The following is a 20,700-nucleotide window of genomic DNA, read 5'->3' on the forward strand; positions in this document are numbered from 1 at the left end:
ATCTGAAGATCAGCGGGGGTTTTGCCGTTCTAGCACAGCTAGAACGTCTCGTAAGGTGTGCGACTCAGCCATCCACGCGGCTACCACGCATCACACCCATGCGCTCTTGTCTCAGCACTTCGGCAGCAGGTGTTCAATATCGAAGGTCGATTTGCCGTCGGGATTTTTGCTGGCGGAGCTCCGCGCCAGATTATTCGATGTCCGGCAGGCCCAGTTGTCCGGTTTCTCGACACTCGGCGTCGGCCGGTTCGACCCGTCATCGGCACCGGATGCGGGGTTTGCCACGGGTTCCGGTTGCGACGTCCCGGTAATCGAGGGCGACCGATACACATGGACCGGCACCACGGACAGCGAGACGGGATTGTCGGCGGACGGCGCGACCGCAACCGGGCCGGCAGTCTGGGCGTCTGCCGTTGAGCAAAGCGATGCAGCAGTCACCGCTGTGGCCAGCAAGCTTGCGCGGACGTTGAGAGCGAGGAGGTTCATGCGTGTACTTCCGTGGTGAGAGACCGGCAGCGGGCGCGGTGGGAATATCCAGGCAAAGGCGAAGCGTTCCGCAAAATGAAAACGCGATTTCACTTCTTTATCCTTGTCCAGCTCGCCGTTATATCAATCTCCGGTTCAAATCGGTAATTCGTTGCATTCGATTAAATAAACTGTGTGGACGTTCTATTGATCGCCGTTGCAAATGGAGAACAAAATCATCGCAACATTGTTCCCTTTAGTCAGTTTTGAAGGGAAAGATTATAAATAGTAACGCCAAAACAGGTAATTAGGATCGCTCTTATTGGTCCTGTACGCCCCTGCAATTTAGTCTTTCGCTTCGTTGCTAAATTCAGATCAATAGAAATCATGTGAATTCATATTCACAATGAATGTGCACGAAATGTGGCAATTAACGTTGCTTTTCGATTTAATGTTATGCATCAATCCCCATGTCCAACTTTAAGAAATTTTTTGCCGCACTGGTCATCGCCCTGACCGGTATTTCGTGCGCTCAAGCAAGCGAGTTCGCGGGCCCCTACGCCGGCGTCAAGGTGGGTGAGAACTGGTCTGACGCGTCCGGCGTCGTCAATGTCAAGTCCCATGCCACCACTTTCCCCGGCCTGACCGCGGGTTACGGATTCGATGTAAAGCAGTTCGTGATCGGCGCGGAAGTATTCGGGGACTTTCATCACGGTTCAACCACCTATAAGGATGCTGGTATAGATCTCAAGGCCGGAATGCCATTCAACACGATCATGCCCTACGCGCGTTTAGGCATGACGGGAACCTGGCCTAATGCGCGCCTTCATGGCGGCTTGGGCGTTGAATATAAGTTCATGAAAAAAGTTAGCGTCGCAGCAGAATGGACCGCTGATTCAAATAGTCATGACGGAACCAAACGTAGTAATAACAGCGTCACAGTCGGAGTTCACTACTACTTCTGATTGGTTTCAGTAATTTCTTGCGTCGGTATTAAAAAATCCCCGGTGAATTATTATTCGCCGGGGATTTTATTTGACCGATGCCAATTGAATTCAGGTCGTGCAGCGCGCTATATCGAAGCGCATTTCAGGCTCGGGCAACCCGCCATAATCTTCTGAAGATTTTTGCACCTTCACCGTCGACCCATATTGTGACGGCGTGAGCGTAACCAGCCACGCGTTCGGTCCAACCAGCAGTTCCGAGGCGCTACCCAGCTTCGATGTTGACACCGAAGGCAGCTTGTCCTCCAAACAATTCAGGACATCACGGGGCTGGCGATGCGACGACACAAAGATCATCGGACTCGAAGCGCGAAGTTCAGGGACGCTCGCGGAACTGCACGCAGCAAGCGCAAGCACGGATGCAAACAAGGACGTGAACGGGACAACTCGGCGTGAGAGCATAAGCAATGGCGTCAGTAGAAACAAGGCAGCAAATAAGACAACAAACAAGGCAACATCAGAACAGCAACAGGCCGCAAATCAGGGGCAGAAACAACCCGCTCAACCCGCGCCAGGCAAACTGAATCAAGCTGGATCAAAGCCTAAGGCATGAGGTCGCGCGGCCGCAAGGCAATCGAACGCGCCATTGAAAAAAGAGCGAAAAAAGAGCGGGAAAGCGCGCGATGCTATCATCGCCGGCATCCTGAATTAATGCGTCAGCGAACCATTCATATCGCGCGCCGACACACCAACGCTCCATGGCTATTACACTCAAGTCGCCTGCCGACATAGAAAAACTGCGTATTTCCGGGCGCTTGGCCGCAGAAGTCCTCGCGATGATCGGCGAGCATGTGCAGCCAGGGATCACCACGGAAGAGCTGGATACGATCTGCAACCGGTTCATTGTCGAAGAACTGAAGGCGATTCCGGCAAACGTGGGTTACATGGGTTTTACCAAGACCATTTGCACGTCGGTGAATCACGTGGTCTGTCACGGTGTTCCCGGCCCGCGGGCGCTGAAGGATGGCGACATCATCAACATCGACGTCGCGATCATCAAGGACGGGTATTTCGGCGATACCAGCCGCATGTATTACGCGGGTACGCCGAGCCGCGAGGCGAAACGGCTGTGCGACACGACGTATGAAGCAATGGTCGCCGGCATTCGGACGGTGCGTCCGGGCGCGACACTGGGCGACGTCGGTTATGCGATTCAGACGGTGTCTAACCGCGAAGGGTATTCGATCGTGCGCGAGTATTGCGGACACGGCATTGGCCGCGTGTATCACGAGGATCCGCAAGTGCTGCATTACGGACAGCCGGGAGCCGGATTGCGTTTGAAGCCCGGGCTGGTTTTCACGATCGAGCCAATGATTAATGCAGGCCGCGCCGCAACGCAGCAATCTCGCGATGGCTGGACTGTGACGACGAAGGACCGGTCGCTGTCGGCGCAATGGGAACACATGGTCGCGGTGACCGACGACGGCTTCGAATTGCTGACACCCTGGCCCGAAGGCACGGGCGAATACGCAGCACCCTGATGCACGCTGAGGCACCATAAAGCACCATGGACGAGCGGGATGGCAGGCCGGGAGACCCGCGGTGAGGGCACTTCGCGCATCGACTGAAATAATGATTTGACTCGTTCGCCTGTTCGGTTGAAGCTATTAAATAGACCAAGCCGGCTTAAGAAAGCTTAAGAAGCTTGTGAAAGCTTGAGAGAAAAACACCCGCATGAGTCCTTCACTAACTGTTCGCAGGATCGCCGCGCATCAAGGTGCAGTCCTGCGCGAGCTTCGCACGGCCTCATTGCGCGAGGCGCCTTACGCGTTCGGTGAGACGCTGGAGGAGGCCTTGTCCGCCGACGTCGCGAGCTTCGACGAAACGGCCGACCGCCACGCGAATTCACCCGCCACCGCGTCCTTTATCCTGTACACCGAAGGTCATCCGGCGGGTTTGGTCGGTGCGTTTATCGATGAAGCGCCTGCGCCGCGCGCGTTCGTCTACGCGTTGTGGGTGGCGCCGGCCGTGCGGCATCTGCGCGGTGGCGAGCTGCTCGTGAATGCCGCCACGCAATGGCTCGCGGAGCGGCGGGTGCATGACGTCTTTGCCTGGGTCACCGACGAAAACCGCAACGCCATGCGTTTTTACGAGCGCCTGGGCTTTGGTCCTACCGGTGAACGTCGCCGGATTCCAGCGCATCCCGAGGAATATGAAACGCTGCTCGTGCGCCGCGTGAGCGATTCCCGTGACGTGACCTGAGCGCATGACCTGAACATCTGATCCGCCAGCGTTCGTCGCGGCTGGATTGGCCACGGCTCGCGTGGCTTGTCCGTCGTGGCTCATCTCGCCGTCCCGGTCTCACTTCTGTCACTTCTCTCGCTTCATACCATGCTGCCCGCGCTCGGGCGGCAATCTGAAATATTCCGTTTGCTTGCGTCACGCCTGTAAAATACGCAAAATTTTTGGCTTTACCTATGTCGCTCAAAAAAACGCCCTTTTTCGAATTGCGCAGCGGCTCTGTCGACACGCTTCTGTTTGTCGTCAAGACTACCGACCTCGACGCGCTGCGAACGGAACTCACGCGGCGCTTCGAAGCGACTCCCGAGTTTTTCGCGAACGATACGGTCGCCATCGACGTGCGCCGCCTGGCTGCCGGCGAACGTATATCGATCAGCGAACTCGCGGCGTTGCTCGACAGCGTACGCATGCGCCCGATCGGCGTAGTTGCATCGGGGGACCAGGCATGGGCGTCCGAAGGCGCGCTGCCGTTGCTTGAAGCGCGCGACCGGCGTGGCGCGCCGAAGCCGTCGGTGGACGCGGGCGTCGAGAATACCGAGGCCGCCGCCGTGATCGAAGCGGCCGTGGCGCAAACGCCTGCGCCCAGCGCGCCGGTGCCGAAGACGACCATCATCGACCGGCCGTTGCGTTCGGGCCAGCAGGTTTATGCGAAGGGCGACCTGGTCGTGCTCGGGCTCGTGAGCTACGGCGCGGAAGTGATCGCGGAAGGCAACATTCATATCTATGCGCCGTTGCGCGGCCGGGCGCTCGCGGGCGTGCACGGCAACCTCGACGCGCGCATTTTCTGCACGTGTCTGGAGCCGGAACTGATCTCTATCGCCGGCATCTACAGAACGATGGAAACACCGCTCGGCCCCGATGTCCTGGGCAAGCCGGTGCAGATCTGGCTCGACGAAGAAAAACTGATGATCGAACCGCTGCGGCTGACCTGAGAGGCCTGAGACGAATCAGCCAGGCGCGCCTGATGGGGACGGCGCGCTTTTCGGACAGGACGCGAGCGGATTTAATTGACGAACACAAGGTACAGGAATGGCAAAAATCATTGTGGTGACTTCGGGCAAGGGCGGCGTCGGCAAGACGACCACCAGCGCGAGCTTCGCATCGGCCCTCGCGTTGCGCGGGCATAAAACGGCTGTTATCGACTTCGATGTCGGCCTGCGCAATCTCGATCTCATCATGGGCTGCGAACGCCGCGTGGTGTACGACCTCATCAACGTGATCCAGGGCGAAGCGAACCTCAACCAGGCGCTGATCAAGGACAAGAAGTGCGAGAACTTGTACATCCTGCCGGCCTCGCAGACCCGCGATAAAGACGCGCTGACGCAAGACGGCGTCGAGAAAATCATCAACGACCTGATCGCGATGGACTTCGAATACATTGTCTGCGACTCGCCGGCGGGGATTGAATCGGGCGCGTTGCTCGCCATGCATTTCGCCGATGAAGCGTTGATCGTGACGAACCCGGAAGTGTCGTCCGTACGTGACTCGGACCGCATTCTCGGGATTCTTTCGTCGAAGACAAAGCGCGCGATTGAAGGGAAAGAGCCGATCAAGGAGCATCTGCTGATCACGCGCTACAACCCGAAGCGCGTGAGCGAAGGCGAGATGCTGTCGCTGACCGACATCCAGGAAATCCTGCGGATCGAACTGATCGGCGTGATTCCAGAATCGGAAGCCGTGCTGCATGCATCGAATCAGGGTCTGCCGGCCGTGCACCTCGATGGCACTGACGTAGCTGAAGCCTACAAGGACATCGTTTCGCGCTTTCTCGGCGAAGAAAAGTCCCTGCGCTTCACCGACTATCAGAAGCCAGGTCTGTTGCAACGTATCTTCGGCAACAAGTAAGGGGACGCAATGTCGATTCTTTCGTTTTTGCTGGGCGAGAAAAAGAAGTCCGCTTCGGTCGCGAAGGAACGCTTGCAGTTGATCATCGCGCACGAGCGAGCGGGCGGACACGCGCCCGCCGATTATCTGCCGGCGTTGCAACGAGAACTCGTTGCCGTGATTTCCAAGTACGTGAAGATTTCGAGCGACGATATCCGGGTAAGCCTCGAACGTCAGGACGATCTCGAAGTACTCGAAGTGAAGATCGAGATTCCATCGGTTTGAAGATGGATGACGGTTTGAACCAGCGCTGAAAATATTTCCTTGGCGTGCAGCATCCAAAGGCCGAAATCACTTGATTTCGGCCTTTTCACAAGTGCGCCTGCACCTTCAAGTCGCATAAGCGACTTACATCAATATTCCGTTGCAGTTTAGCCATCGTCGTTACACGGGCGCTGTCGGCTAAACCGTGGCCTCGCGCATTGAGTGTGTATCGCCGATACAAGGCGACCAACTCAAAGAGGCCGATCATGAAAATACGTTTGTTCATTGCCCAGGCGGCTATTGTTCTGGCCGGCGTCGCGGCGGTCGCTGGAAGTGCGTCGGCTGAAGTGATTATCGTGGCGCCGAATGCGCCGCCGCCCGTGCGTGTGGAATCCATTCCGCCGGCGCGGGTGGGTTATGTGTGGGACAACGGCCACTGGCGTTGGGAACACGGCCAGTACGTGTGGAATCCGGGGCATTGGCAAGTCGAGCGCGTGGGGTACCACTGGGTGCCGGGACACTGGGTCGCACGCGGCGGTGCATGGCGCTGGATGCCCGGACACTGGGCCTGACGCCCTCCGATACCTCGTTAGCCGCACGGGCGGCCTGTTAAGCGCCGCCCAAATCCGATGAACCCGTTACCGGAGTTCCACATGAAAACCAAACTGTTGATTATCGGCTTGCTCGCGACCTTGCTGGGTGGCTGTATTGTCGTACCGGCGCATCCGTATGCTTATCATCCGGTGCCACGCATCTACGTTTATTAAGTTTGCCCGAGCGCTATTTGGTGACTGGCTCTTCGTTCTCGACGGGCGTTTCAGGCACTTCGGGCGATGCCCGGGGCACGGGCAAAGGCAGTGGGGTCATGTAGCGCTGAGCCAACGCTTCGTAAAGCGGCGGTGAGAAGAAGCGCGACACCCGGCTCGCAATCAGGGCCGTTGCCATGAGCGAAATCACCAGCGCATGGCCGTTGATCATCTCCATCACGATCACGAACGACATGATCGGCGATTGCGTGACGGCCGCCAGATAACCGACCATGCCGAGCGCAATCAGCATCGACAGTTGCATATGGCTGAAGACCATATGCAGCACGTTGCCGAAGCCGGCACCAATCGATAACGACGGCGCGAAGATGCCGCCCGGAATGCCGGGCAGATACGAGCCGATCATCGAGACCATCTTGAGCAGCGGATACAGCGGCGAAAGCTGCTCGTGGCCTTCCAGCAGGCCGCGCGCCTCGGCGTAACCGCTGCCGAAGGTCGTGCCGCCCGACACGAGCCCGACCACGGCGATAATCAGCCCGCAGAGCGTGGCGAACACAACCGGGCGGGTCGCGTGCATCTCGCGCAGACGTGCTGGAATCCATTTGGACGTATTGAGCAGCAACCAGCAAAACAGGCCGCCCGCGATGCCAGTCACGACGGCCGTGAGTACCACGGCGACCGCCAGCAGGTTGGGGAAATTCGCGCTGACGTCGATGGTGCCGAAATAGGTGTAATTGCCGTTCAGGCCGAGCGCGACGATACCCGCGAGGATGATGCCCGTGATCAGCACGCCGCTCGTGCGCGCTTCGAAGCTGCGCGTCAGTTCTTCGATCGCGAACACAATGCCGGCAAGCGGTGTGTTGAACGCCGCCGATAACCCCGCCGCCGCGCCCGCCAGCACGAGTTGCCGTTCAATGCGAGCGTTCGAGCGCGGAAACAGTCGCCGCAGGTTGTACATCAACGCCGCACCGACCTGCACCGTCGGACCTTCGCGGCCGATGGTGAAGCCTCCCAGGATTGCGATAAACGAGATCCCCATCTTGGCGATCAGGATGGCCGGCGACAGCAGCCGCGTCCCCAGTCCCGGTGGACTATGCAATACGGCGATGACCTGTGGAATGCCGCTGCCTTCCGAGCCGCGAAAGAACTTCCGCGTGAGCCAGACGGATAACGCGGCCACCGCCGGCGTGAGAATCAGCGGCAACCAGACATGGTCGTGCTGAACGGTACGAAACGCGTTATAGCCCCAGTCGATGAGCTTCGCGTACAGCACCGCGACGAGCCCGACCGCAATCGCGCCAACCCAGAAAATGCCATAGCGATACCAGAGGCTGCGTGCGCGCCGAAGAGTAAATCGGGGCAGAGAGCGTAACGCGCGAATCATATGCAGTGAGCCATGCGACCGGCTGTCGGCAAAGCGGTGATTATACCGATCTGTCTCAATAATCCAGCCGATTGGTGCCCGATAACGTACTTGCGAAAGTACTTGCGAAAAGAAAACGGGGCGCAGCTATGAGCCGGCGCCCCAAAACACTCTCGTCGGGGTGGCGAGAGCGGAGAGAGGAATGTAATGAATAAGTAATGTATTATTCGGGCTTTTGAATGGCACGCAAACGTTTCAACGATGACCCAGGGCGATTGAAAGTTTTATCGATTACTGTATTAGACGGGACGTGGAGTGCTTACTGAAGATCAGGTGGTCATTACTTCGAAAGCGACTACGGCGGCAATGGCGCCGGCATTTGCAATCAGCGCCTGCAACACGATTCCGCGCCAGCTCGTCGTCCGGAAACGCACGGCCAGCATGAGTGCGGTGAATAGCGCAATAGCGATTATCGCGACAACATCAGCACTTTGAAGATGAATGCGCATGACGCTGGCCTCACGAATGTTCAGTCTGAGTTGAGTATAGACAGGACGTGCCGGTACGCAAGTTGCACAAAAATAAGCGAAGGCCCGGTCGTTGCATTTATCCAATGATCTGATGGGAATTTTCCGGGCGCTGTCCGTACTAACCCGAATTGGTGTTTTCCCGTGCAGGGCGAGCCTTATCCACGGAGCTGCTTTATGAATCCCCCAAATCGCCGTTCTCTTGAAGTGGATTTCTTCAGGGGAGTCGTGCTGCTGGTGATTGCCGTCGATCACATCTCGGGAAGCGTCTTATCCACATTTACACTCCATAGCTACGCGTTCTGCGATTCCGCAGAGGTTTTCGTGTTCCTGGGCGGATATGCATCGGCAGCCGCTTATACAACGCTGGCCGCGAACCGGAGTCACGGGGCCGCCTGCCGCCGCTTCCTGAAGCGCAGTTGGGAGATTTATCGCGCGTACCTCTTCACGGCTGTGATGATGCTGTTCGGCGGCGCGCTGCTCATGTGGCTGCGCATCGATACCCCCATGCTCCAGATCACCGAATGGCCGTCGTTCCTGGCCCGGCCGCTGGGGCTGACGTTTGATATCGCTACGTTGCGGCACCAGCCGTATTTATCGGCTGTATTGCCTATGTATGCCATGTTCGCGCTCGTCGTGCCATTCGTGGTGCCGTTGGCCGAACGTAAGCCAGTTGTCGTGCTGTTTGGCAGTCTCGGCGTATGGCTTTTTGCGTCATCGCTTGCGCAATGGCTACCGTCGGCTTACGCGGAAGGGTGGTCCTTCAACCCGTTCGCGTGGCAACTGATGTTCGCGCTCGGTATCCTGGCGCGCGTTCAGCCGATCCCCGCCGAATTCCACGATTCGAAAACCGCGCGCTGGATGACCCGTGCGGCCGTTGTCGTGTTCCTGACGTTTGCGTTCGCGAAGCTGTTCCTGGAGACGCAGGCGCCTCCGGGATATATGAAGCAGAACCTGGCGAGCTTGCGCATAGTGAGTTTTGTCGTCATCGCGTGGCTGTTCGCTCAGGCGGTGCACGCCGGATGGATCAAGGCGCTGGCGAAGAGCTTGCCGAGTGTGGTGAACATCGGCAAGCAGGGGCTGGTGTGTTTTATCGCGGGCGCGTGCATGTCGCTGGTCATCGACACGGCCTTGCGGCTCGTGTCGCTTGGACAATACCAGTGGATCGCGGGGCTGACCGGTGACGCCATCGCGATCGGCAGCCTGATCTGGCTTGCGGCCCTCTGGCGCGACCGTAAGGAGGCGCAGCGGGCGCGGCTGCCGAAACGTCCGCCGGTTCCGGCGCACGCCTCGAACCGGCGTGACAGATGAAAGAGGGGTCGTGAACAAACGCGTGCCGGCAAGTTCGTGAAACCTTGCCGGCACGCAAAACGCGCTACGAAAGCTTGATGTCCCGCGTTTCCCGCATACACAGCACGCCGAGCAGGCTGATCGCCGCCGCGACCGACACATACCCGCCGACCCACGCCAACCCGCCCCGATTCGCCAGCAATTGCGCGATGTAAGGCGCTACCGACGCCCCCAGGATTCCGCCCACGTTATACGCGACACCCGCGCCGGTATAACGCACGTTGGTCGGGAACAACTCGGGCAGCAGCGCGCCCATCGGGGCAAAGGTCACGCCCATCAGGAACAGTTCGATGGTGAGAAACAGCGCGACCGCGTAGGTGTTGCCGCTGCCGAGCAGCGGGGCCATGGTGAAGCCCGACAGGATCGCCGCGATACAACCCACAATCAGCACTGGCCGGCGGCCGAATTTATCGCTGGCTAATGCGGAAATCGGCGTCGCGATAGCCATGAAAAGCACCGCGAAACACAGCAAACCGAGGAATTTCTCGCGCGTGAAATGCAGCGTCGAGACGCCGTACGAGAGCGAGAAAACCGTCGAGATGTAGAACAGCGTGTAGCAGACGATCATCGCGATCGCGCCGAGCAGCGTGGGTTTCAGGTATTGGCTGAACAGCGTCGCGATAGGCACGCGCACGCGTTCCTTTTTCTCGATCGCCTCGCGGAACGCCGGCGTTTCCGCGATTTTCAGGCGCACATAAAGTCCGAGCGCCACCAGCACCGAGCTGACGATGAACGGCACGCGCCAGCCCCAGCTACGGAATTGTTCGTCGGTGAGCGAGAGCGCCAGTCCAAAGAACAATCCATTCGATGCCAGGAAACCCACCGACGGCCCGAGTTGCGGGAACATGCCGAACCAGCCGCGCTTGTTTTGCGGCGCGTATTCAGTGGCGAGGAGCGCTGCACCGCCCCATTCGCCGCCAAGCCCGATGCCCTGGCCGAAGCGCAGGATGCACAGCAGCACCGGCGCCAGGCTGCCGATGGACGCGTAGCCCGGAACGAAGCCGATCAGCGTGGTCGACACGCCCATCACGAGCAGCGAGGCGACGAGCGTTGATTTCCGCCCGATGCGGTCGCCAAAATGGCCGAAGATGAACGAGCCGATCGGCCGCGCGATGAACGCGATACCAAACGTGACGAACGCCGACAACGCTTGCGCGGCGGGCGAGCTATGCGGGAAAAAGACCGGGCCGATAACCAGCGCGGCGGCGGTCGCGTAGACATAGAAATCGTAGAACTCGATCGCCGTGCCGATAAAACTCGCGAAGATCACGCGGGAACTGCTCATTTTCGCGTCGCTTGCGGGCGATGCGGGTAAGGAGCCCGAGGGTGAGGCTGATGACATGGTGTCTCCGGTTCGCCCTTCGTGTCGCGCCCGGGAACGGGGGCGCGCGTCGGGACGCTTTGTATTGAATGCGCAGCGTGCAACGGGCGCCGGGCGCCCGATGCGATGTATGTACGGCGATGAAAACGAACGGCGTTGGACTGCGCGCAGTGTGTCGCGGAGTCGACCGGTCAGGCGCGTCGATCAAGCGCTGGATGGGCGGCGGCGACGGCTTTGCCGGCATGGCCGGCGTGGGGTATCGAAAATTATAACGACCGTGCGCCGCGGCCGGCAAGGAAACCGTATTGATGAATGCACCAATAGTTCCGCTGGTTCCACTCAATCGATGGTTGTCGCCTGCGGTGAATGGACGCTGCGAAGCTGGAACTGGCCGTTATCGTTGAAAAGCCAGTCTTCGAACAAATCGAGGTGGCCGTTGCCGTCGAGCAGACGTACGGGTGGCGTGGGCAATGGCGATGAGCGTCGCAGCGACGCGAGAGCGGTCGCTTCGGCTTCGTCGTCGCCATTGGTCCGGTAGACCGACGACCGGATCACGCGTCCGTTGCGGTCCACCGTGAACGCGACCACGACGAGCGAGCGCAGCATCGCTTGCGGCGTGCCCTTGAGTACCAGCGACGGATTGTGATCAAAGATGTGTTGCGCGACGCGTACCTTGTACTGGTCGAGCGTCGCGCCGCTCACGGCGGCGGCTGGTTTGGGTTCGAGGGAGCTGGGCGGCGGGGTGATCGTGCAGGCGGCGATGGCTGCCGCGATCGATAAGGTCAGCGCGATGCGCGCGGTTTTCAAACGGGAGGTCATGGCTGGCGAAGCTCCACGAATTCGTTGCACTCATGCTTAACAATACGCGGGTGGTCCGGGTCTTGCTGCCCCATTTTGCACGTCCACTGCATTTTGATGCGCAAGGAGAGAACCATGAGCAGCGATTCCACTGACGTGAAAAAGCCGAAGCCCGCCGAGCATAGCGATAACGAGGCAAGCAAGATGCCGGATCGCGCCGACGACGACCGTAAGCAGGCGCCAAGCGATAAGCCTGGGAAGAAGCAGGGGGAAGGCGAGCCGGATGTGGGGTGAGGTTTGGTGGTGTGTTGGGTACGCTAGCCCCGCATCGGTGACGACGCGGGGTTTTTTATCGAGCTAAAGCCAATTTTCGTACTAACAAAAAATGACATTGCTTTTGAGTTGATGTTAGTACAATAATTGGATGGGAATTATCTACGACAGCGCGAAGCGCGACAAAACCTTTAGTGAACGCGGACTGGACTTTGAGCTTGCTGCCGAGGTTTTTGCGGGCTTGACGCTGACGCAACCAGACTTGCGCTCCGATTACGGGGAACAACGATTCACGACTGCGGGCTGGTTGCATGGCCGGATTGTCGTGTTGGTTTGGACACCCCGCGGCGCGGACCGCCGCATCATAAGCATGAGGAAAGCAAATGACCGCGAAGCTAAAAGACTCACCCCGCACTTGGGTTGATCCCGACGATGCGCCCGAAATCACCAATGAATGGATCGCTGGCGCGGAGTTACGCGATGGGGGGAAGGTGGTTCGGCGGGGGCGTCCTCTAGGCAGCACGAAGACACCGACCACTGTCCGCCTAGACAACGAAGTACTCGAAGCGTTTCGCGCGACCGGACCGCGTTGGCAATCGCGCCTGAACGCTGCGCTCGCCGACTGGCTGAAGACCCACTCGCCGGACGAACTGGCGGTGTGATGCGCCTCACTCTGATCTTTGTATATACAAAAAGCCTAGCCTGCGCCGAATTTTGTATATACAATTTGATCGATGCAAGTCTCCTTCGATGTGAATAAGAGCGCCCGCAACATCGCTGAACGAAGCTTATCGTTCGAACGGGCTGCTGAATTCAATTTCGAGACAGCGTTGATTGGCTCTGACGATCGGCGTGTTTACAGCGAAGTACGGTACGTCGCCTTGGGTTATCTCGACGAACGCTTGCATGTTCTCTGCTTCACTGAAACCCACGATGGAATCCGCGTGATCAGTTCGCCAAAGCTAATTCGAGAGAGGTGAATCACTATGCCAGCACGTAAGCCCATGATTGACGAGAGCGGCGAAGTCCGGGAACTGACTGCCTCAGACGTCAAGACGTTCAAGCGCGGTGGCGCTGCGTTACCCGCATCGTTGCGGGCGAAGACGGGCGTTCGCGGTCCGCAAAAAGCGCCAACGAAAATTCCGCTATCGCTTCGACTTTCGCCGCAGGTCGTGGAAGCGTTTCGCGCGTCGGGTGAGGGATGGCAGACGCGAATCGACGTGGTTCTGTCCGATTGGCTCAAGACCCACTCGCCGGACGAACTGGCGGTGTGAATGGCTTGGTATGGAGGCGGGGAATTTGAAGCAGAGGGTTGCAGACAAGCCGGAGCGCCGGTTTTTGGCGGAAGCGGTGAGATTCGAACTCACGGACGAGTCACCCCGTCGCTAGTTTTCAAGACTAGTGCCTTAAACCGCTCGGCCACGCTTCCACGTTTCACACACAGCAACTACTAGAAAAGTGCGCTCAAACCGCGCCGCACCTTTCCGGGTAGGGTAGCCCTCCATCCTTATGGATGAAGGGCCCCCTAAGAACTGTACGTGCGAGTTTCCCCGCATACAGCTCAAGCCTACAAACGAAGCTCCGCTCTTATGACAGAACCGGCTTAGCTACCACAATCTTACCAGCGTGCACCTGCTGGTGGCAGTGCGGGTGAAGCAGAACCCTGTTGGCCAACGTGTCTTTGCCACCATGCATCCGATACTCTAGATGATGATCGTGCCAACCCGTTTCGTCCGTCAGCGCCGTGCCACAGTGCGCACACAATCCACCCTGTGACATGTACAGCTTGGACCATCGCCTGCGATAGCGCATTGTTTCCCACATGCGATCCTGCCGCAATTTCTCGCCGTACTGCTCCCACATCGGATCAAAGGGATTGAATCCTGCTTTGATCTTCAAGTGTCGCTTGATGACTGTTCCGCTGACTTGATACAGCTCAAGCAATTCCTTACCGCCGTCCCGCTTTACTACAGGAACAGCGAACACCCATTGACGGTCACCGACGGAATGAAAGTACTTCTTTCTCACCCAATCGGCGCTCTTCTGCGGATGCCGCCGCTTTGACCATCGCCAGAGCCTTTGAAACACCAAATGCTCCATGCGACTGTACGCTTGCTTGGCTACTACCGGACTGTGATACTGCGCCCAGCCCCGAAGCATCGGATTCAACAGTCGGATCAGATCCGCCTGTTTCACCGTCTTGTGACCGCTGATCGTATCCGCCACCTTGCGATAAAACGCTTGCGCGTTTTTCTTACTTGGCTTAATGAGCAGTTTTCCCGAGTACTTTCGGAAATTCCACCCAAGGAAATCAAAGCCTTGATCTATGTGAGTGATCCGCGTTTTCTCCTCGGATAGTTGCAAACCCCGAACTGCGAGGAAGGCTTCTATCCAAGGTCGGACTTCGCTGACTAGTACCTCTTGCGAGTCACCGGTAATGACGAAGTCGTCCGCGTACCGCACCACATGAATCTTCAGCTTCTTGGTTCTCGCGATCCCGAATTTTGCACCGAGGTGCTCAATCAGTTCGCGCTCCAACCCGTTCAACGTCACATTGGCCAACGTCGGGGAAATGATGCCTCCCTGCGGCGTACCGGCCGTCGTTGCCTGCAACTGACCTTGGTAAATCAAGCCAGCCTTCAACCACTTTCGGAGAATCGCCGTGTCCATTGGGACATTGCGTTCCAGCCAATCATGGTTGATGTGATCAAAGCATCCCTTTATATCCGCTTCCAAGACCCATCGGGCTGAACTCTTCTGAGACATGGAAACGAAAATCTGAGACATGGCATCGGCCGTTGAGCGATGACTCCTGAACCCATATGAATTCGGGTCGCTCGTTGACTCTGCCACTGGCTCCAACGCCAGCAAATACAGAGCTTGCATCGCTCTGTCATGCATGGTCGGAATGCCCAAAGGGCGTTCCTTCCCATTGGCCTTGGGGATAAAGACCCTCCGTAAAGGCAGAGGCTTGTATCCGTGCCGCTTCAACCGGTCGACAGCAAGCCGTCGACTTTCAGGCGAATCCCATAGTTCGCGATCGACTCCAGCCGTTCGCGCACCCTGGTTCTGCGTAACACGTCGTACCGCATACAGCTTCGCGGACAACGTGCGGGTCAACATCCGTTGCAAGGCTTTCACCCTGCGCCATTTGCCTTCCCGCGTCGCCTTCGCAATTCGAATCTGCATCCCCCTCACGTTCCGTTCAACCCGACGCCAATCGACGGCGTACCAGTTGTCTGGTGCGTGGGAAAGCGCAGATCCAGTCTTTCGACCAGATACTTTCATGCTGCTCTCCTACTCGGAAAAGTCCCCAAGCAGAAGACGCATCTCCCCCAGCGGGGCAGATACGCCCCGCTGGGGAACAGAAAATTACTCTCAGTACGAACGCATGCATCCGTACCTAACCAAGTTACTAAGGGTCAGTCAGCCATCTTGCGACGGTAGACCAGACGGAAGTCTGCCCGCTTTCGCGTGAGGTAATGTCTCAACCCCTATCCGGACCATTACAGCCCGGCGTTCGCTTTTTCCGTCCTCCCATACCCGCACAATCAACAGCGTTCCTTGCGGTTCGCCTGCCAGCCAAACAGCACTGGCAACCATACGGGCTTACCACGTTCCCGGCATGTCACACGACTGACTTAGGTTCTGCCTCTTCACCGGCGGTTATAAATAACGACGCATTCCGAGCCTTGAACGGAATGACCAACCGCACACCTTTTGGTTAATGCCTAGCAGCAGCTTGGGCACCTCAATACTCACGGTGTTTAACAGCAGTTCACATAAGTTAACCATATCAGCCAGCCTAGCTCCTCAACCCCGTCGCTGCTAGGAGTCTCCAGCTGCGTGCCTCACGACACACATCTGCCCGAACTTCCGGGGGCTACATTGTCGGAAGAGCTTCACACCCCACCGTTACCAGTGACGCATGTCTTCCTAGGCTACTGCTAGTCGTATAGCAGGTTCACTGGCCACTCCTAAACCGCAGAAGCGGGCAGAACAATGACACACCGAGCTTTCGCTCGAAACGTAACAAACCCAGCATTGATAACGCGAGGAATTGCAAACGACATTCCGCCCTGTCGGCGGAGATGAAGCCGCTGATAGGGCGGAACCTGACGGTAGTCAGGAAAATGCAATGCGATACTCGGTGATAAACGACATACCGAGAATCGCCTATGGCGAAACCCAATACACCCACCGGGTTTCGCTTGTTACAAAAGTGCCAACCCAAGGGGTCAGCCTATGGACAGTTTTCACCGTCGAATCGATGCGACGTGTCGCACCAAGGCGCGTATTGTAGCGCAACTTTCTCTCGCGTCCAGCAAGCAAGACGGACTCAACCTTCCAGCGACCTGGTCGCCCGCAAACCGGGAAACAATCGCATCCATAACAACGCAACGGCGATCGTGCCCACGCCGCCAATCAGCACCGCGGGCACTGCGCCGAACAATCCCGCCGTCATCCCCGACTCGAACTCGCCCAACTGATTCGATGTTCCGATAAACAGCGAATTGATGGCGCCCACGCGTCCTCGCATATCGTCGGGGGTTTGCAACTGCACGAGCGACATACGCACGACGACGCTGATTACATCGGAGGCGCCTAGCGCGGCCAGCGCGATCAGCGAAACGTAGAGGTTCCGCGATAACCCAAACACGATCGTGGCAATGCCAAACGCGATTACGCCGCCGAATAACGCCGTCCCGGCCCGCCGCCGCAGCGGAAAATGCGCGAGATAAATCGATCCGGCCAGCGCGCCGACCGCAGGCGCTGCGCGCAGGACGCCGAGCGCCCACGGCCCGGCGTGCAGGATATCGCGGGCGAAAACGGGCAGCAATGCCGTTGCGCCGCCGAGCAACACCGCGAACAGATCCAGCGATAACGCCCCCAGGATCACGGGCTTGCGTCGAATGAAGGCGATGCCGGAGAAGAGCGATTCGAATGTCAGCGGCGTGCGCATGCGCACCACCTGTTCGATCTTTATCGATGACAGCACGATCGCCGCCCCGATGAACGCCACCGCCACCGCGCCATATACCGTAAGCGCCCCGAGCCCGTAGAGCAGACCACCCATTGCCGGTCCAAGAATCTGTGCTGTCTGGTTCGCCGATGTCGACCACGCGGTCGCGAACTGTAACTGGGCGCGCGGAATCAGGTTGGGCAAGAGCGCGGCCATCGATGGCGACTCGAACGCGCGTGCTGATCCGGCAATGGCAGCGATCAAATAGATCAGCCCCTGGCTGGTGATCCCGCGCCACGTCGCCACGCACAGCGTCAACGCGGCCACGCCCTGAATCGCCTGACAGATGAACGCGATCGTGCGCCGGTCGTAGCGGTCGGCGACATGGCCCACCACCAGCGTGAGCATGAACATCGGCAGGAATTGCGAGAGGCCGACGAGCCCGAGTGCGAACGCGCTGTGCGTGATCGAGTAGATCTGCCAGCCGATTGCGACTGACATCATCTGGAACGCAACCGATGACATCACCCGCGCGCTCCAGAAGAGCGCGAAGGGACGGTGGCGCATCACGGAGCCGGTGGTCAGACTAGGGGCGGGTGCGTCCAATTTAACGCTCTTCCTTGATTTTTATCGAGGGCGTGTCCCTAAGAAAGAGCGCTTGCAGATCGTTGAGAAAATCCTGTCCGCGCTGCGTGGGCGCAATGCGTTCAATATCGCGCGTGATCAAGCCACGACGCTCCGCTTCAACCAGTCCCGGTTCGATCGCGGACATCGCAAGCCCGGTTCGTTCGTTGAACGAATGCACCGGAAACCCTTCCACAAGACGCAGCGTGTTCAGCATGAATTCGAATGGCAGGTCGCGCGGCCCAACCTCGTGCTCTTCCTGCACCGCCGCGCCGCCGAGCGCTTCATCCATGTACGTTCCCGGATGTTTGTATCGCACCTGACGCACGATTTTCTGCGGAAACGACAGCTTCGTGTGCGCGCCCGCACCAATGCCGAGATAGTCGCCAAAGCGCCAGTAATTCAGGTTGTGCCGGCTCTTCCTGTGCGGCTTCGCATAGGCCGACACCTCGTAGCGCTCATATCCCGCCGAAGCCGTGCGCTCGTGAATCCAGTCCTGCATGTCGGCTGAGGCGTCGTCATCGGGAACGGGCGGCGGGTACTTGGCGAACATCGTGTTCGGTTCGAGCGTCAGGTGATACAGCGACAAATGCGGCGGCGCAAAGCTGATAGCCGTTTCGATATCCGCCCGGCATTCATCCAACGTTTGCCTGGGCAGCGCGAACATCAGGTCGAGGTTGAAGTTATCGAAGTTCCTGGCCGCTATTTCAACGGCCTGACGCGCTTGCGTTGCATCGTGAATCCGGCCGAGCGCTTTGAGATGCTGCTCGTTGAAACTTTGGATACCTATCGATAAACGGTTCACGCCGCTCGCCCGGAACTGCGCGAACTTCGCGGCTTCGAATGTTCCGGGATTGGCTTCGAGCGTGATTTCGGCGTCGGCATCGAGCGGCAGCAGCGCGCGGGCATCGGAGAGCAGGCGGTCCAGCCCTTTCGCCGACAGCAAACTGGGCGTCCCTCCGCCGATGAAAATAGTGTGCACCTGCCGGCCCCAGACCATCGGCAACGCGCGCTCAAGGTCGGCGCGCAATGCATCGAGATAACGGTCCTCGGGAAACGTCTCGCCTTTCCACTCGTGCGAGTTGAAATCGCAATACGGGCATTTGCGCACGCACCACGGGAAATGCACGTACAACGACAACGGCGGCAGCGACGTCAGCCGGATACTGCCCGGCGACGTGAACGCCTTGACCACGTTGATCGTCTGAGGACCGCTTGAGCTATTTGTCACGAACCTTCCTTCAACCGCGCCAGCAAATGGCGAAGCGCAATCGCCCGATGACTGCTGGCGTTTTTCACGGCGGGATCGAGTTCGGCGGCGGTTTGTCCGAGCGACGGCACCAGGAAATGCGCGTCATAGCCGAAGCCGTTCGCGCCGCGCGGGGTATCGATGACTTCGCCGTGCCAGCGGCCTTCCGCAATCAGCGGTTCGGGGTCTGCCGCATGACGCACCAGCACGAGGACCGAGAAGAAATATGCGCGCCGATCGGTTTCGTTGGCGAGGTCGGCGACGAGCCGCGCATTGTTCGCGGCATCGCTTTTCTCTCCACCGTTGAGCAATTGCGCATAACGCGCCGAATACACGCCCGGTGCGCGGCGCAACGCATGCACGCAGAGGCCGGAATCGTCGGCGAGCGCGGGCATTCCCGTCGCCGCCGATGCATGCCGCGCCTTCGCCAGCGCGTTTTCGACGAACGTCACATGCGGTTCCTCGGCCTCGGACACACCCAGCTCGCCTTGCGTCACGAGATCGATACCGGCGGTACTCAGCAGCGCTGCGAACTCGCGCAATTTGCCGGGATTATTCGACGCGAGTACAACGCGTTTCAACGCGTTATCGGAAGCGGAATCAGACACCGAGCAGCTCCAGCGCGACCTTTTGTTTCGCGATCAACGTTTCGATACCGCTTTGCGCCAGATCCATCAGCGCGTTCATTTCGGCGCGCGTGAACGGTACGCCTTCGGCCGTTCCCTGTACTTCCACGAAACCGCCAGCGCCGGTCATCACGACGTTCATGTCGGTGTCGCACTGCGAGTCTTCGTCGTAGTCGAGATCGAGCACCGGCTGGCCGTTGTACACGCCCACCGAGATCGCCGCGACGAATTGATTGATCGGTGATTCCGCAATCTTGCCGGCGGCCAGCAGCTTGGTGACGGCATCGTGGGCCGCGACGAACGCGCCCGTGATGCTTGCCGTGCGCGTGCCGCCGTCGGCCTGGATCACGTCGCAATCGATATGCAGCGTGCGCGCGCCCAGCTTGTTCAGATCGAACACGGAGCGCAGCGCGCGCCCGATCAGGCGCTGGATTTCCTGCGTGCGTCCGGTTTGCTTGCCGCGTGCAGCTTCACGGTCGTTACGGGTGTTGGTGGCACGCGGCAGCATGCCGTATTCGGCGGTGAGCCAGCCCTGATCACGGCCGCGCAGGAATTCGGGCACGCGCTCGGAAATGCTCGCGGTGCAGATCACTTTGGTATCGCCGAATTCGACGAGAACCGACCCTTCCGCATGCTTCGTGTAGTGCCGCGTGATACGCACGTCGCGCAATTGGCCCACGGTACGGCCGCTCGGGCGGATGAACGGGGCGGACGGGTTCAGCGTGGAGTCGGTCATGGAGGCGGCAAAGTGAAAGAAACGCAGTGAAAGGAGCTTGGGCTTACGGTAAAAAAAGCGAAAAAATCGCGCCAAGGTTCGAATTTTATCCGTAATCGGAGTGGGCGTCCGGTGCGGCGTCCCGTGTTTATCCGCGCGCGCCGCATTGCGGCATCGCGTTTCCACGGGCGGGATCGGCAAAAATGGGATAATGCCAGCTTCCTCGCCCGGCCAACATTGCCTGCCATTCTCGCGCAGCTTCATACCGGGCGTTTCGAAGCGAACTGGCCGTGCCGCGCAAGCAGCAAGCAATAAGCAGCAAAGCC

General features: G+C 58.7%; 25 protein-coding genes and 1 tRNA gene. 14 read left to right on the forward strand and 12 right to left on the reverse strand.

The window, feature by feature from the left end:
• Positions 1–111: 111 nt before the first annotated feature.
• Entirely contained in the window at positions 112–486 is a 375-nt protein-coding gene (locus HB376_RS05980; protein ID WP_213762508.1) for a hypothetical protein, read from the reverse strand.
• A gap of 449 nt (positions 487–935) precedes the next feature.
• Here HB376_RS05980 and HB376_RS05985 point away from each other — a divergent pair, with 449 nt between their 5' ends.
• On the forward strand, positions 936–1,430 hold the full coding sequence (locus HB376_RS05985; protein ID WP_213762509.1) for an outer membrane beta-barrel protein: 495 nt from the start codon (positions 936–938) through the stop codon (positions 1,428–1,430).
• A gap of 90 nt (positions 1,431–1,520) precedes the next feature.
• On the opposite strand, the gene HB376_RS40785 is transcribed toward HB376_RS05985, so the two are convergent.
• Positions 1,521–1,697, reverse strand: coding sequence for a hypothetical protein (locus tag HB376_RS40785; RefSeq protein ID WP_255631176.1), 177 nt, complete (start codon positions 1,695–1,697; stop codon positions 1,521–1,523).
• 470 nt (positions 1,698–2,167) lie between these two features.
• Here HB376_RS40785 and map point away from each other — a divergent pair, with 470 nt between their 5' ends.
• The 6 genes from map (at position 2,168) to HB376_RS06020 (ending at position 6,370) form a co-directional block, all read left to right on the forward strand.
• Complete coding sequence (map, locus tag HB376_RS05995; protein ID WP_213762511.1) at positions 2,168–2,950, forward strand: type I methionyl aminopeptidase; 783 nt, start codon at positions 2,168–2,170, stop codon at positions 2,948–2,950.
• A 193-nt stretch (positions 2,951–3,143) separates the two neighbouring features.
• A complete protein-coding gene (locus HB376_RS06000) occupies positions 3,144–3,671 on the forward strand; it encodes a GNAT family N-acetyltransferase (RefSeq protein ID WP_213762512.1) in 528 nt (175 codons plus the stop codon).
• Positions 3,672–3,886: 215 nt separating this feature from the next.
• Positions 3,887–4,642, forward strand: coding sequence for a septum site-determining protein MinC (gene minC, locus HB376_RS06005; protein WP_213762513.1), 756 nt, complete (start codon positions 3,887–3,889; stop codon positions 4,640–4,642).
• Between the two features lie 97 nt (positions 4,643–4,739).
• On the forward strand, positions 4,740–5,555 hold the full coding sequence (gene minD / locus HB376_RS06010) for a septum site-determining protein MinD (RefSeq protein WP_213762514.1): 816 nt from the start codon (positions 4,740–4,742) through the stop codon (positions 5,553–5,555).
• A gap of 9 nt (positions 5,556–5,564) precedes the next feature.
• Positions 5,565–5,819: a cell division topological specificity factor MinE gene (minE, locus tag HB376_RS06015; protein ID WP_031359136.1), complete on the forward strand. Its 255-nt coding sequence runs from the start codon at positions 5,565–5,567 to the stop codon at positions 5,817–5,819.
• Positions 5,820–6,064: 245 nt separating this feature from the next.
• Positions 6,065–6,370: a YXWGXW repeat-containing protein gene (locus HB376_RS06020; RefSeq protein ID WP_213762515.1), complete on the forward strand. Its 306-nt coding sequence runs from the start codon at positions 6,065–6,067 to the stop codon at positions 6,368–6,370.
• 208 nt (positions 6,371–6,578) lie between these two features.
• On the opposite strand, the gene HB376_RS06025 is transcribed toward HB376_RS06020, so the two are convergent.
• Together HB376_RS06025 and HB376_RS06030 are read right to left on the reverse strand one after the other, a co-directional pair.
• Positions 6,579–7,949: a chloride channel protein gene (locus HB376_RS06025; RefSeq protein WP_213762516.1), complete on the reverse strand. Its 1,371-nt coding sequence runs from the start codon at positions 7,947–7,949 to the stop codon at positions 6,579–6,581.
• A gap of 308 nt (positions 7,950–8,257) precedes the next feature.
• On the reverse strand, positions 8,258–8,437 hold the full coding sequence (locus tag HB376_RS06030; protein ID WP_062080859.1) for a hypothetical protein: 180 nt from the start codon (positions 8,435–8,437) through the stop codon (positions 8,258–8,260).
• Between the two features lie 195 nt (positions 8,438–8,632).
• On the opposite strand from HB376_RS06030, the gene HB376_RS06035 reads away from it, so the two are divergent.
• On the forward strand, positions 8,633–9,766 hold the full coding sequence (locus tag HB376_RS06035) for an OpgC domain-containing protein (RefSeq protein ID WP_213762517.1): 1,134 nt from the start codon (positions 8,633–8,635) through the stop codon (positions 9,764–9,766).
• 64 nt (positions 9,767–9,830) lie between these two features.
• Here the strand turns inward: HB376_RS06035 and HB376_RS06040 are convergent, their stop codons facing one another.
• Positions 9,831–11,090, reverse strand: coding sequence for an MFS transporter (locus tag HB376_RS06040; RefSeq protein WP_255631200.1), 1,260 nt, complete (start codon positions 11,088–11,090; stop codon positions 9,831–9,833).
• A 176-nt stretch (positions 11,091–11,266) separates the two neighbouring features.
• On the opposite strand from HB376_RS06040, the gene HB376_RS40790 reads away from it, so the two are divergent.
• Positions 11,267–11,398, forward strand: coding sequence for a hypothetical protein (locus tag HB376_RS40790; protein ID WP_255631177.1), 132 nt, complete (start codon positions 11,267–11,269; stop codon positions 11,396–11,398).
• A 67-nt stretch (positions 11,399–11,465) separates the two neighbouring features.
• Here the strand turns inward: HB376_RS40790 and HB376_RS06045 are convergent, their stop codons facing one another.
• Positions 11,466–11,945 carry a TonB family protein gene (locus tag HB376_RS06045; protein WP_213762519.1) on the reverse strand — a complete coding sequence of 160 codons (480 nt, stop codon included), beginning with the start codon at positions 11,943–11,945 and terminating at the stop codon, positions 11,466–11,468.
• A gap of 114 nt (positions 11,946–12,059) precedes the next feature.
• On the opposite strand from HB376_RS06045, the gene HB376_RS06050 reads away from it, so the two are divergent.
• From HB376_RS06050 to HB376_RS06070, 5 genes are all read left to right on the forward strand, one after another.
• Positions 12,060–12,218 (forward strand): hypothetical protein, encoded by a 159-nt coding sequence (locus tag HB376_RS06050; RefSeq protein ID WP_213762520.1) that lies wholly within the window; start codon positions 12,060–12,062, stop codon positions 12,216–12,218.
• Between the two features lie 130 nt (positions 12,219–12,348).
• Positions 12,349–12,621, forward strand: a complete 273-nt coding sequence (locus HB376_RS06055; protein WP_213762521.1) for a BrnT family toxin — start codon at positions 12,349–12,351, stop codon at positions 12,619–12,621.
• Complete coding sequence (locus HB376_RS06060; protein WP_213762522.1) at positions 12,581–12,859, forward strand: BrnA antitoxin family protein; 279 nt, start codon at positions 12,581–12,583, stop codon at positions 12,857–12,859. Before HB376_RS06055 ends, HB376_RS06060 begins: the two co-directional genes overlap by 41 nt.
• Positions 12,860–12,931: 72 nt before the next feature.
• Positions 12,932–13,177: a BrnT family toxin gene (locus tag HB376_RS06065; RefSeq protein ID WP_255631178.1), complete on the forward strand. Its 246-nt coding sequence runs from the start codon at positions 12,932–12,934 to the stop codon at positions 13,175–13,177.
• Between the two features lie 6 nt (positions 13,178–13,183).
• Entirely contained in the window at positions 13,184–13,471 is a 288-nt protein-coding gene (locus tag HB376_RS06070) for a BrnA antitoxin family protein (RefSeq protein ID WP_213762523.1), read from the forward strand.
• Between the two features lie 65 nt (positions 13,472–13,536).
• Here HB376_RS06070 and HB376_RS06075 read toward each other — a convergent pair.
• The 6 genes from HB376_RS06075 to rph all read right to left on the reverse strand — a co-directional run bounded on the left by HB376_RS06075 (position 13,537) and on the right by rph (position 20,380).
• Positions 13,537–13,626, reverse strand: a tRNA-Ser gene (locus tag HB376_RS06075).
• Between the two features lie 158 nt (positions 13,627–13,784).
• Positions 13,785–15,485, reverse strand: coding sequence for a group II intron reverse transcriptase/maturase (gene ltrA, locus HB376_RS06080; RefSeq protein ID WP_213762524.1), 1,701 nt, complete (start codon positions 15,483–15,485; stop codon positions 13,785–13,787).
• A gap of 1,051 nt (positions 15,486–16,536) precedes the next feature.
• The gene (locus HB376_RS06085) at positions 16,537–17,727 is read right to left on the reverse strand and encodes an MFS transporter (protein WP_213762648.1); all 1,191 of its coding nucleotides are present in this window, start codon (positions 17,725–17,727) and stop codon (positions 16,537–16,539) included.
• A gap of 40 nt (positions 17,728–17,767) precedes the next feature.
• A complete protein-coding gene (gene hemW / locus HB376_RS06090; RefSeq protein ID WP_213762525.1) occupies positions 17,768–19,015 on the reverse strand; it encodes a radical SAM family heme chaperone HemW in 1,248 nt (415 codons plus the stop codon).
• On the reverse strand, positions 19,012–19,641 hold the full coding sequence (gene rdgB / locus HB376_RS06095) for an RdgB/HAM1 family non-canonical purine NTP pyrophosphatase (RefSeq protein ID WP_213762526.1): 630 nt from the start codon (positions 19,639–19,641) through the stop codon (positions 19,012–19,014). Before rdgB ends, hemW begins: the two co-directional genes overlap by 4 nt.
• Entirely contained in the window at positions 19,634–20,380 is a 747-nt protein-coding gene (gene rph, locus HB376_RS06100) for a ribonuclease PH (RefSeq protein ID WP_255631201.1), read from the reverse strand. Before rph ends, rdgB begins: the two co-directional genes overlap by 8 nt.
• Positions 20,381–20,700: the final 320 nt, after the last annotated feature.

This window comes from Caballeronia sp. dw_19 (assembly GCF_018449515.1).
Classification (GTDB): domain Bacteria; phylum Pseudomonadota; class Gammaproteobacteria; order Burkholderiales; family Burkholderiaceae; genus Caballeronia.

Coding starts and splice junctions, on each gene's coding strand:
- minD (WP_213762514.1), top strand. CDS start 4,740: ATGGCAAAAATCATTGTGGTGACTTCGGGCAAGGGCGGCGTCGGCAAG.
- map (WP_213762511.1), top strand. CDS start 2,168: ATGGCTATTACACTCAAGTCGCCTGCCGACATAGAAAAACTGCGTATT.
- HB376_RS06050 (WP_213762520.1), top strand. CDS start 12,060: ATGAGCAGCGATTCCACTGACGTGAAAAAGCCGAAGCCCGCCGAGCAT.
- minC (WP_213762513.1), top strand. CDS start 3,887: ATGTCGCTCAAAAAAACGCCCTTTTTCGAATTGCGCAGCGGCTCTGTC.
- HB376_RS05980 (WP_213762508.1), bottom strand. CDS start 486: ATGAACCTCCTCGCTCTCAACGTCCGCGCAAGCTTGCTGGCCACAGCG.
- HB376_RS06040 (WP_255631200.1), bottom strand. CDS start 11,090: ATGAGCAGTTCCCGCGTGATCTTCGCGAGTTTTATCGGCACGGCGATC.
- minE (WP_031359136.1), top strand. CDS start 5,565: ATGTCGATTCTTTCGTTTTTGCTGGGCGAGAAAAAGAAGTCCGCTTCG.
- HB376_RS06035 (WP_213762517.1), top strand. CDS start 8,633: ATGAATCCCCCAAATCGCCGTTCTCTTGAAGTGGATTTCTTCAGGGGA.
- HB376_RS06070 (WP_213762523.1), top strand. CDS start 13,184: ATGCCAGCACGTAAGCCCATGATTGACGAGAGCGGCGAAGTCCGGGAA.
- HB376_RS06045 (WP_213762519.1), bottom strand. CDS start 11,945: ATGACCTCCCGTTTGAAAACCGCGCGCATCGCGCTGACCTTATCGATC.
- HB376_RS06000 (WP_213762512.1), top strand. CDS start 3,144: ATGAGTCCTTCACTAACTGTTCGCAGGATCGCCGCGCATCAAGGTGCA.
- HB376_RS06085 (WP_213762648.1), bottom strand. CDS start 17,727: ATGCGCCACCGTCCCTTCGCGCTCTTCTGGAGCGCGCGGGTGATGTCA.
- HB376_RS06030 (WP_062080859.1), bottom strand. CDS start 8,437: ATGCGCATTCATCTTCAAAGTGCTGATGTTGTCGCGATAATCGCTATT.
- HB376_RS06020 (WP_213762515.1), top strand. CDS start 6,065: ATGAAAATACGTTTGTTCATTGCCCAGGCGGCTATTGTTCTGGCCGGC.
- HB376_RS06060 (WP_213762522.1), top strand. CDS start 12,581: ATGACCGCGAAGCTAAAAGACTCACCCCGCACTTGGGTTGATCCCGAC.
- HB376_RS05985 (WP_213762509.1), top strand. CDS start 936: ATGTCCAACTTTAAGAAATTTTTTGCCGCACTGGTCATCGCCCTGACC.
- HB376_RS06065 (WP_255631178.1), top strand. CDS start 12,932: ATGCAAGTCTCCTTCGATGTGAATAAGAGCGCCCGCAACATCGCTGAA.
- HB376_RS06025 (WP_213762516.1), bottom strand. CDS start 7,949: ATGATTCGCGCGTTACGCTCTCTGCCCCGATTTACTCTTCGGCGCGCA.
- HB376_RS06055 (WP_213762521.1), top strand. CDS start 12,349: ATGGGAATTATCTACGACAGCGCGAAGCGCGACAAAACCTTTAGTGAA.
- HB376_RS40790 (WP_255631177.1), top strand. CDS start 11,267: ATGAAAACGAACGGCGTTGGACTGCGCGCAGTGTGTCGCGGAGTCGAC.
- ltrA (WP_213762524.1), bottom strand. CDS start 15,485: ATGAAAGTATCTGGTCGAAAGACTGGATCTGCGCTTTCCCACGCACCA.